Genomic DNA, 10,102 nt, shown 5'->3' with positions numbered 1-10,102 from the left:
TCCTACTCTGAAAGCAACATCATCTTCCGGAGCAGTATTCAGTTCATCGTATATTTTGCAGAATAGTAGATTCATTATTTCTTGTATTAAAGCTTCATCACGAGTAATTCCTACGACGTTTCCGTATAAGTGATTCTTAATATCTTTGAACAAAGAGATTATATTACTCGGTTTCGTCAGGTTTTTTCGCTTGTATTTGCCAATATCTTCAATTCTTTGTCCTTTTTTGGGAATCGTGGGAATTAAATTGTAGGTTACATTTCCCTCTTTGTCGAGAATCTTCTGTAGGTAGAGGTGCTCACTACCATTGAACCAAACTCCTATCTGAGCACTTGATAGTCCCAAATATATTTTCAGTTGCTTTTCTCCATCTCGACGAGTCTTTCGTTTGCATTCGACAATCATAAACAAGTTGCCATGGGTTTTTTTTTCGTCATTAAAGACGGCTATGTCAACAGGATATTTTGGTTTACCTGACGGTGCGCCCCGGATTTTAAATTGAGGTCTTGTTTGGATTTGATTTTTATCATATCCAAACTCTTCGACCAATCTGCGAGAAAAGACCTGAACAGCCTCTACCTCTTCAGGTGTGGCTTCAACTAAACTTCCAGAAATAAAATCAATAAGTCTCATCTGTCCTTTGACGCGTTCCTCAGCAAAGGAAACCTTTTCAACTGATTTCGTTCGTGTCGGCATAATTCTTAACCAACCTGAGCAATCATTGACTTAAGTTAAAAAACTAGGAAATCTAATTTGATGTTCTTTTTTGCAAACAACATCTATAAAATTGTATGGGGAACCGACAAAACTATTCAAAATTATGAAGCATTTTACCAGAACCCCTCTGACGTTTATTTTGTTATAGTAAGTTTGATCTTTCGTGTGTTATAGATAGATGCTCTGGGCAAGTCTTAGTAATCTCGCTAGAAGTTTCTATGATAATGTGGATGAATGGCATTTTTTTAAAAGAGAGGTTCATGTAAAACTATTATTGAAAAAATAAAAAAATAGGGAGGATGCCATTACCATTCCTAGGATCATTAATGGTAATAGCGAATCTGACAACGTTTCTTGGCGTGAAAAAGTGTCCGTATTTATCACTTTTCTCGTCCTTTGGCCTGTCATCCATTCCCGTCATCTGAGGCGTGGGACCTCTCGGGTTCAGTCTCATGTACAAGAACGTGTTCATCGCGATATGCGATGAACAGTCCGTCTTGCATCCTGTATATTTATCTGTAAAGAGGGATTGCAACACCATAACTTGTGACATAAAAACTCATCCATAAAGGTCATCAAGAAAGAGATTGACCATCAGAAGAAGATGGTTTTTTAAAGAAGAGAAACCAAATTCTATTGCCTCATTGATCTCATTAAGTACTTGAGACTTATAGATGAAGCTATAAAGAGCATAAAGAGAATGTTTTCTCAATTCTATCTCTCTTTTTAGTGTATCAAAATCTATTTTCTCTTGAATATCTGCACGATAACGTGAGGAGGTAGACCACCTAAACTTTCGAGAAATTGAGGAAGAAACTTGGTCATAATGTTGGAGGGTAGCGAGGAGGGGCAATTCCCTTTCATCCATCTCGTAATTATGATGATTTTTCGCTAGATTATATACGTCGTCATCAACGATAGTAACCTCAGAGTAAATTTTGCTGGAATGTTTTTCAGTATTCACGAAATCATGTAGTAACATGGCGATCATTAGTTTTTCCCATGTATCTGAAAGTTTTGGGAGCATTTTACGAATCCTAATTTTTTTTGGAGTATAGAGAGGTCTTTTGGGGAGTTGTTTTACACTTGTCCACAGTATTTGCCCCATCCCTTCATGGGTATATCTCCCGATACTTTCAATAGCGAGCGCTGGTTCGAGTTTTGAGTGAGGAATAATAAACTCTACTGTTCCATGCCATGCCCTAAAGGTCATAGGAGCGCGTCTCTCACCTTTCGTAAGTTTACCGAACACTCTAGGACTACCATTAATGGTAATTACCCCAAATTTATGAAAAAAATGTCTTTTTTTCGTGATCACTGGAGTTTTAGTTACACCAGATAATTTAAACCATCTTTTTGGCATTTTTCAGCACCACTATAGGATGTTTTAAATTTTTTGTCATTTAAACGGGAGATATAAGACCATGGGAAAGTAACGGCTTTTGTAACCCTTTTGGTAAAGTAGTTATCGTTTTATTCATCCCTCTGCCGGACATTCTTTCCCCATCAACCGAGGTTTGGGACCTCTATAATAACTGTCTCTCACATAAGAACGTGCTTCTTGCAGATTACAAGAAGTATTCCGTCTTAGCTGAGAAAAAGCGGGCGATGAGCGTCTTAGAAGAGAAAATCTCCATTATTTCTCACGCCCTTTCACAACTAATCAAGTGGAGTGTTGTTGTTCAATTTTTATCAGATTTTCTCTCATATACGCGTTTCTCCATTCTTCGATGTTTTCAAGTAGTATCGGTTTTACTTCGATTTCTTCAATGATCTTATATACTCCGTTATCCATCGTGATGTTTCGCAAAACATGTACATTCTGGATTTCGACCTCTAGAATCTTGATATATCCATAACCAGCATTTTTGCCACTGCCAAGTGTTTCGATGTAGAGCAACGATTCCACGATGAACTTGATCTCATCATCGGTTAAATTTGTGATGTCGATTACGAAGTTAAAATACCCGCTGAAATAGCTTTCACGAAAATCTTGAATAGCCGTTCTATCATAAGTAAGGGCTATCCTATTTTCAGTGGCGATATGGACTTTTTGAGCAGGTAACTCAGTAGTGTATTCTTTATGCTTTATCGAAGCAATAGGATCAACTAAGACGGAGATTGAGGATTCTTCGCGGAAGGTGCCAAAGATTCTTCGGAGAATACAAGGAGGATCACATGAGCCAAGAGGATGGAAACCAGAAGGAACGAGTTGAGTCCCATCTTTGAGCTCAGTTTTTTCACTGGAATGGCAGACTTCTATACCACAATCTTGAGCAAGAGACATGGCGGCATGCCTCAACATTCCGCGTACCCCTTTAATGTAATACAGTTTTGTATTGAATGCTTTCGAACCACTTTCATAAGAAATTTCACCTAGAAGAAGCATAGTGGAATTTTTTTGAATAGACACATTATGAGGTTTAGCTATTGGAGTATAGGCACGAACCACGATCTGTTTTTTTGTTTGTTTCATGTTTACAACCTCGATAGAATACATACATGCTCTCTAGAAAAATTATGAAATATAATATATTTTACTAGAGAGAGACCACAGTAAAAGTATGATAGTAAATTTTCGTGGTTTATAGACGTTATTTGAGATTTTAGTTGTTTGTAAATAATGAGAAAATCAGTTGTACACTAGATACCATCTACTAATTATACAAAACAATCAAATCTGCTTGAGTAACATTTTAGTATCAGTATTAGTTGTTTTAGCTACGAGCAAATTGGTATCTTTGGCTACGATCGACCAAGGAAGGATTCAAACAGATTTCCGATTGCATCTTGATCCACCGTCGTTAGATCATGATTTTGCAGCTTGCTGACAATGAACTTAACTGATTCCGCCTTTAGATCAATTTTTTCCTCTTCTTCAAAAATATCCTCAAATTCTTTCTTAACCATTTTGAAAATTGCTGAAATCCGCCTTTTTATAACACCGGCTGATTCTTTTGATTCTGCTCGAAACTTATCTTTCAAATCTATATTTTTTTCAGTATAAATTTTACAAAAGAGAAGAGGTATCAATTCTTGTATTAAACTTTCATCACGAGTCATACCAGCAGCCATACCGGCTAAATAGTTCCTTAATTCATTGAAAACGCCATAAAGTTCCTTATTATTTTGTAAATCAGTTTGTTTATTCACAATTAGGAACTCCTTTGAATCCTTAATTTGACTTTCTAAATTTAGAGCTTATAAGAGGAAGACAAATTTTGAACTTACGAAACGGACTGGGAATCAAGAAAAATTATGTGGATATTCTTAAACCTTACAATTATTTATAATGTGGGATTAGTTATAAAATTCCACACTTTATAATAATCATCAATTCTCCCTGCTTTCAAGAAGGAAGAACCAGCCTTAAGGTTATCGGGCTGTGCGCTCGTCACCGAGTGCAAAACATGCCTCATTAATACTGTTTTTTTAAGTATTTCGGCAGCCTTGAAGGAAGTTATCCCACTGTGCTTGAAGAGGTCATGGATCATCGACCATCTACGGTAAGGACTATCCTGTTTCAAACGGGGTTCTATGAACTCCCCGACTTGTGAGGACACCCAATCGTAGATGGCTGGAATGACTTCCCTGAAACCTAAACCCCTTCGAGCTATTACATAACTTGCTAAGTGATGTGTTGACAAATTATGTAATCCTGAATACTTATACCTCCCGATTATGGAGGTATATCCAGGAAATACCTTTCGAAAGGACACACCTCGCTTTTTGCATTTTCTCTCTAACAGCTGCAAGGCAGTGGTCTTCATATTGCTGAATTTTCGGTTGCGTTTTTTATTATAGTAAAACTCTTGGCCGAATTGTAAGTCCTCGACCACGATGCCCTTGCCCTTATTGATGCAATAATTGACGACTTTATCCATCTTATAAGAGATGTAATCGCTACGTTTATTTGTTCGATAGCTGTGGAGGTTGCAAAACGAAATGGTATGATAAGAGAGTAATGTACCATGTTGATCGACATTGGTCAGGGCAACAAAATTATAGTTGAAATCTAATCCGATGGCACCATGTTCGTAGCCACAACGTGGTACAGGTTCTGGAATTTCATAAGAAACATGGACAAAATAACGCACCGTCCCCTTGAAAAACTTCCGTTTCACGGTCACCGTGTATTTGTCGGAATTAAAAATATCTTGAAACCATTTTTCCTGCACAGAGTTTACGGAAAGGGAAATGATCAGCCATTTGCATCCTTTTTGCTTGGAAAAGGTGCGTATCTTGACGGTTTTTCTGGGCAATACTTTAATGTTCAGGTTTTTTCCCTGTTGCTTTCCAATGCAACTGAAAGAAGAATCCCGTCGTATCCTGAACTCTTCCCTACTTATGTTGCCGCGTATTCTGTCTCTGAATAATTTCTTAGTGCCAAATACCACAGGTTCGAGGTGTAAATTGCGCAGTTTAGCCATTATTGAGGATCTACGGGCGTATAAGCCCTTCAACCGTCTGTCATGTGTATCTTTCTCTTTTATTGTTTTGATTTTCTTGATGATGACTTGTAGCTGCTGTGTCATGCGTGTGCGTCGTTTTTCCAGCCACGTCTTTTGTGATTCCAGTTGCGCCTTGTTGTCAATCAAGATAGTATTGACATAAGGGTTATTGTGGCACAGACTCATCAAACACTGTTGGATGGTTTTACCCTCATCGAAGCGCTCTACCATGTAGTCCTCGTTATGAAACAGCAGGTTGTAACCAATGCGTTTCACCCGGTTATAGATGGTAAAGATTTCATGGAGTTGATATTCTTGTGCCTCATCAGGATACATTCGGAGTTTGATGGTCTGAATCATCATGATCGCCTTCTATTTATCTTATATTACAGTTGATTTTTAAACTCCACAAATTTAGTACAGCATTCCTTGCATCTTATCACGCAAGGCATCGAGCTTAAACGTGAGAAAATCGATATTGAACAAAACCCAGTCATCAATTTCGCAGGATTCAGACTTATGACGTGCACCCCTATTTGTGTGAGGTAAAGACCTGTCTGATCTGTGACGTAAGTGTCTATCAGCAAAAAAGCTAAGTCTTAAATAGCTTTTAGGTATACACTTTAGGATATCACTTTTTAGATATATACTCATTGAGGTGAAATCAAAATGGTAACAAAAGTTGGCATTTTCGGTTATGGTCAAATTGGGACTCGTTTGGCTTATGGAGCGGCGCTTCAGAAAGATATGGAACTTGTTGGTGTAGCTGATATTGCTCCGACTTTAGCAATCAAATCCCTAAAGGCAAGAGGGATGCGCCTTGCCGATAAAGAAGTCAAGTTATATTGCGTTGACCCTTCACGCACTAAAAGTATTGAAGATGCTGGCATACCAGTTGCTGGTACTGCTGAAGATCTCCTGCAAGAGGTAGATATTATATTAGACGCGGCACCGGGAGGTATCGGCGCTAAAAATAAGATTCTTTACGAAAAATTCAAGGTTCCTGCAGTTTTCCAAGGTGGGGAAGCAGGTGAGGTTGCAGATGTGTTCTTTCATGGATATGCCAATTACGAAAAAGGTGTGGGTCAATCTTATCTCAAACTGACGAGTTGCAACACGACAGGGCTGATCAGAACCGTTGACTGTTTGGATCGAACTCATGGAATTGAAAATATCGCGGTAACAATCGTCCGACGATGTGCTGACCCAGGTGACACACATAGAGGGTATGTTGACATATTGAAACCTGAACCAGTTCCAAATCACCAAGCAGTTGATCTGATGGAGATTATGCCTCATGTTCAAGCCACAGGATTCCTTGTTCATGTGCCTGTGACACATGGCCATATTATAAATGTAGTAGCAACTCCAAAGAAACCCCTGACAAAGGAAGAAATGCTAGATGCCTTCAATGCGCATCCAAGGATTCAAGTTTTAAGGATTGCTGATGGTTTTAATACGAATACATCACTTCTCCAGTTCAATCGATTCGCAGGGAAGCCTTTTGCGGATATGTATGAAACTGTGGTGTGGGAAGAGACAGTGACGACTATTGGAAAATTAGCAATGTATGCCATATATATCCCGCAGGAAGCTGTGACCATTCCCGAGTCGCTAGACGGGATTCGAGCATCTCTCCAGTTGCAAACAGACCGTCTTGAGGCAGTTAGCTTAACAAACAAGTATTTGGGCATGGAACCAAAACGACGTCTATGGTAAATGCCATCTTCCACTTTTTTCAATCAATTTTAAATCTTTTTATATAAGAGACTCAAGAATAAATCTAGATATCAACTATCTGGTCTATAGATCTTGATATTAATTGCTAAAGATCTTAAGGTGCATGAATTCATTTTCACGAGCTCTTCGATTCTAATTGTCTAGCCTTACCTCTCTTTGATTCTTTCTCCGCTTAAATTCAAAAGCCAGGAATTCTATAAAAGCATTGAGTTCTTCGATTTTCTTCGCCCTTGTAGACATAGCGAGTGCTTTCTTGTAGAGATTAAGCATAGCGTTTGTAAAATCGTTCTTGACCATTTTCCCCCCAACTCCCAATGTAAGCCAATTTGAAGTTCTTTATTATTAAGTTTTTCCACTGTCAGAAATATTTGTAACTGCAATAAAATCTAGATTTAAACGCAGTTAGATCGCCTTCGATCGTCTGCTTCGGCATCGGAGGATGCGTTTCCGATCCCAGGCTCCGAGATGTTAATTCCTATTGAGGTGTTTTTAAGAAAGTTTTTAATTCAATAAGATGTAAACGTAAAATACGGTTTGACAGAATGAGGAATTTTACGCAATGTTTCATATAGAAGAAGCACCCTCAGGGGTCACAAAATGTGAATACTGTAGAGACGTGATTAAAAAAGGCTCGATTAGGCTAAGATTTGCCCCATCTAAAGGTTATAATTATTATTGGCATCAAAATTGCGGGATCAAATATTTAGAAGGACTCAAAATCACGCTACAGAACGGAGAAAAAGGTTATATTGGTCGTGAAGAAGCAGATAAAGCTCGCAAAGATGCGGGATTATAAATTAACGGTTTTGCTAGTCTTTACAGAACCTAAGCAAGAAAGCACCACAGCTTTAGCGTGAGGTAGTTCACACAATAATATCTTCGTAAGGAAAAAGAAATGATTTGATATTATTGAATTTTTTATTTATTCAAATATCGTTTTGCAGCTTTCTTCAATGCTTTTATTGCAGGTAACTCTTCACCAGACAAATATCTCACTAATGCGCCTCCACCAGTGCTAGTGAGGTTTACATTGACATTATATTGCTCTATTGCAGCGATTGAATGTCCGCCACCAACTACTGAGAAAGCCCCAGCAGCGCTAATTGCATTCAGGATCTCCTTTGTTCCAGTTTCAAATTCTCTCTTTTCGAATATTCCTGGTGGACCACTGAAAAATACTGTTTTTGCGCCTTCTAATTGTGTCTTATACTTTTCAATCGTTTTTCTACCTATGTCACCAATGCTAGCATCTACTGGTAATTCAGAAACGTTTATCTCTTTTACACCATCAATAACAAAATCTTCAGGTAACTCTATTTTGTCACCATAGTCTTCTAATAATTTTTTAGATTGTGAGAGATATTTCTCGAATTTCATCTCTTGAATGAGGATTTCTGAAGGTTTTCCAAGTTCGTAACCAGAAGCTTTTAGCATTATCATGCCTATGACCCCAGAAGTTAAAACCTTGTCCGCAGTATTATTCTTAAGAACTGGCTCTATTACTACGTATTTATCAGAGATTTTTTTTCCACCCAAAAGGAAAACACAAGGTTTTTCGGGATCATCTCTAACCTTCATCAATGCACTCACCTCGGCTTCCATTACTCGACCCGCTAGAGTTGGAAGCACTTCCGCAAAACCAACAATTGAAGGTTGGGATTTATGAGCTGCAGCGAAAGCATCAATCATAAAATAGTCAGCTAAGGGGTAAAGTTTCTGCACAAGTTGACATTTAGCTTGATCCTCTGGAGATCGTGTGATTGTATCCTCAAATAATCTAGTGTCTTCTGCAAAATATCTTGTATTTTCTAGCAATAAAACCTGGCCATTTTCCAAATTCTTTATTGCTACTCGAGCTGCAGGTCCAAATGTGTCATCGATGTAAGTAACTTCTACCCCAGAGTATTTAGAAAGAATCTGAGCATGTTCTTTTAAGGGAACGAAATTTTCAAGAAATAAAGGATCTCCTTGATGAGCCATAACTGCTGTCTTAGCTCCTTTTTCAGAAAGTTCCCTCACAGTTTTTGCATGTGCCTTAATTCTTGTATCATCAGTGATTATACCCGTTTCGCGATCTACAGGTGAGTTTAAATCACATCTTATTAAGATTGTCTTTCCTTTTAAATCAAAATCGTCCATGGTCAAGATCTCGCCGTTAAGCATTACTTTTTCACCTTTTTCATCCGTTTAATTGTTACCCATCTTATTCGTTTAGTAAGTAGAAATCCTTGATAAAGATTTATAGAAAAATGAAATAAAATAAGGTGTATTTACGTTTTTCCAGCAAAATAGAACTGATATCTCTTGAGAAAGGAATGGGTATATTTTCTCTAAAGTTTGAAGGTATAAACATACGTCTCAGATATACAGTGCTCTAAACCGCATTTATTTCTCGTCTAGAAATGCCAGCATAATATTTGAAAGCATTTTCATATATCCTTGCGAAATATTGAACTTTTGGCGATTTTTGTATTGACCTTCTTTGTTCTTTTGCCATCCATATAGTCGTAATTGCTTTTTGTTACCTGATTCGGTTAAGAGAATTGCTTTCAGCCACTGTCCTGTTTTTGCCAAGGTTTTTCCTCTTAGCACGGTCACACCTTCTCCTACTGGAAAGTTTTCAGGTCCTTCTGGAAGCAATTCTTCTAGAGTTTTTTCTGCCATTGTTTTCACATCTGAAATTGTTTTTAGATGTTTTTAAAAGCTATTGTTTTTAAAAGCTATTGCTAAAGTTGATGAAATTGTGACTAAACAACAGTTGAGATAGAGTTACGCCAAAGAACAAAAATATAAATAGATTGACCTTTTGTAACTAACTTCACTAAATTTTAACATCTAATTATAGAGACTCCTCAATTGGAGGCAAGAGAATTGCTCTTTGGATATGCTGGAAAAATTCTACGTGTTAATCTCACAAATAATGAAATCACAGAAGAACCTCTACAGGAAGATTTTGCTAAAGAATGGATTGGTGGCAAAGGGTTCGGAACATATCTACTCTACAAAGAAGTAGGAAAAGATGTGGAACCACTTTCCCCTGATAACAAGTTGATTATCACAGTTGGACCTGCTACTAGTTCAGGCTTTCCAACAGGCGGACGCTATGGGGTCTTTTTTAAATCACCTTTAACGGACATATACGCGGAGTCCTACTCGGCAGGGCATTTTGCACCTCAGCTTAAGTTTGCCGGTTA

Annotated in this window: 11 protein-coding genes; 3 read left to right on the top strand and 8 right to left on the bottom strand. The window is 37.9% G+C overall.

All coding sequences use genetic code 11. The annotated features are described in order from the left end of the window. The 5 genes from QVB70_RS12290 to QVB70_RS12270 all read right to left on the bottom strand — a co-directional run. The coding region (locus QVB70_RS12290; RefSeq protein WP_287586665.1) for a type I restriction enzyme HsdR N-terminal domain-containing protein at nucleotides 1-696 on the bottom strand (696 nt) is incomplete at its 3' end. A gap of 580 nt (nucleotides 697-1,276) precedes the next feature. Further along, on the bottom strand, nucleotides 1,277-2,080 hold the full coding sequence (locus tag QVB70_RS12285; RefSeq protein WP_287586664.1) for a hypothetical protein: 804 nt from the start codon (nucleotides 2,078-2,080) through the stop codon (nucleotides 1,277-1,279). Between the two features lie 300 nt (nucleotides 2,081-2,380). Then, nucleotides 2,381-3,193 carry an RAMP superfamily CRISPR-associated protein gene (locus QVB70_RS12280; protein ID WP_287586662.1) on the bottom strand — a complete coding sequence of 271 codons (813 nt, stop codon included), beginning with the start codon at nucleotides 3,191-3,193 and terminating at the stop codon, nucleotides 2,381-2,383. A 269-nt stretch (nucleotides 3,194-3,462) separates the two neighbouring features. Then, nucleotides 3,463-3,870, bottom strand: a complete 408-nt coding sequence (locus tag QVB70_RS12275) for a hypothetical protein (protein WP_287586660.1) — start codon at nucleotides 3,868-3,870, stop codon at nucleotides 3,463-3,465. 134 nt (nucleotides 3,871-4,004) lie between these two features. Further along, nucleotides 4,005-5,531 carry an IS200/IS605 family accessory protein TnpB-related protein gene (locus QVB70_RS12270; protein WP_287586656.1) on the bottom strand — a complete coding sequence of 509 codons (1,527 nt, stop codon included), beginning with the start codon at nucleotides 5,529-5,531 and terminating at the stop codon, nucleotides 4,005-4,007. Between the two features lie 306 nt (nucleotides 5,532-5,837). Between QVB70_RS12270 and QVB70_RS12265 the strand changes: the two genes are divergently transcribed. Then, on the top strand, nucleotides 5,838-6,887 hold the full coding sequence (locus tag QVB70_RS12265; RefSeq protein WP_287586652.1) for a type II glyceraldehyde-3-phosphate dehydrogenase: 1,050 nt from the start codon (nucleotides 5,838-5,840) through the stop codon (nucleotides 6,885-6,887). Between the two features lie 153 nt (nucleotides 6,888-7,040). Here QVB70_RS12265 and QVB70_RS12260 read toward each other — a convergent pair whose 3' ends face one another. Beyond that, on the bottom strand, nucleotides 7,041-7,205 hold the full coding sequence (locus QVB70_RS12260) for a hypothetical protein (RefSeq protein WP_287586651.1): 165 nt from the start codon (nucleotides 7,203-7,205) through the stop codon (nucleotides 7,041-7,043). Between the two features lie 262 nt (nucleotides 7,206-7,467). On the opposite strand from QVB70_RS12260, the gene QVB70_RS12255 reads away from it, so the two are divergent. Next, nucleotides 7,468-7,704 carry a hypothetical protein gene (locus QVB70_RS12255; protein WP_287586648.1) on the top strand — a complete coding sequence of 79 codons (237 nt, stop codon included), beginning with the start codon at nucleotides 7,468-7,470 and terminating at the stop codon, nucleotides 7,702-7,704. Between the two features lie 122 nt (nucleotides 7,705-7,826). On the opposite strand, the gene pgk is transcribed toward QVB70_RS12255, so the two are convergent. Both pgk and QVB70_RS12245 read right to left on the bottom strand, forming a co-directional pair. Beyond that, nucleotides 7,827-9,071 carry a phosphoglycerate kinase gene (pgk, locus tag QVB70_RS12250; protein WP_287586645.1) on the bottom strand — a complete coding sequence of 415 codons (1,245 nt, stop codon included), beginning with the start codon at nucleotides 9,069-9,071 and terminating at the stop codon, nucleotides 7,827-7,829. Nucleotides 9,072-9,293: 222 nt separating this feature from the next. Beyond that, the gene (locus QVB70_RS12245; protein WP_287586643.1) at nucleotides 9,294-9,572 is read right to left on the bottom strand and encodes a hypothetical protein; all 279 of its coding nucleotides are present in this window, start codon (nucleotides 9,570-9,572) and stop codon (nucleotides 9,294-9,296) included. 192 nt (nucleotides 9,573-9,764) lie between these two features. Here QVB70_RS12245 and QVB70_RS12240 point away from each other — a divergent pair. Beyond that, nucleotides 9,765-10,102 (top strand): aldehyde ferredoxin oxidoreductase N-terminal domain-containing protein (locus QVB70_RS12240; protein ID WP_287586641.1); only part of this gene is annotated, 338 nt, incomplete at its 3' end.

This window comes from Candidatus Borrarchaeum sp., from assembly GCF_019058535.1.
GTDB classification, from domain to species: Archaea; Asgardarchaeota; Sifarchaeia; order Borrarchaeales; family Borrarchaeaceae; genus Borrarchaeum; species Borrarchaeum weybense.
Note: the sequence above shows the minus strand (reverse complement) of the source record. Positions and strands in the feature narration are given on the sequence as shown.

Excerpts from the sequence above, each read along its gene's own strand:
- QVB70_RS12265 (WP_287586652.1), top strand. The coding sequence starts at position 5,838 with ATGGTAACAAAAGTTGGCATTTTCGGTTATGGTCAAATTGGGACTCGT.
- pgk (WP_287586645.1), bottom strand. The coding sequence starts at position 9,071 with ATGCTTAACGGCGAGATCTTGACCATGGACGATTTTGATTTAAAAGGA.
- QVB70_RS12280 (WP_287586662.1), bottom strand. The coding sequence starts at position 3,193 with ATGAAACAAACAAAAAAACAGATCGTGGTTCGTGCCTATACTCCAATA.
- QVB70_RS12245 (WP_287586643.1), bottom strand. The coding sequence starts at position 9,572 with ATGGCAGAAAAAACTCTAGAAGAATTGCTTCCAGAAGGACCTGAAAAC.
- QVB70_RS12270 (WP_287586656.1), bottom strand. The coding sequence starts at position 5,531 with ATGATGATTCAGACCATCAAACTCCGAATGTATCCTGATGAGGCACAA.
- QVB70_RS12285 (WP_287586664.1), bottom strand. The coding sequence starts at position 2,080 with ATGCCAAAAAGATGGTTTAAATTATCTGGTGTAACTAAAACTCCAGTG.
- QVB70_RS12260 (WP_287586651.1), bottom strand. The coding sequence starts at position 7,205 with ATGGTCAAGAACGATTTTACAAACGCTATGCTTAATCTCTACAAGAAA.
- QVB70_RS12255 (WP_287586648.1), top strand. The coding sequence starts at position 7,468 with ATGTTTCATATAGAAGAAGCACCCTCAGGGGTCACAAAATGTGAATAC.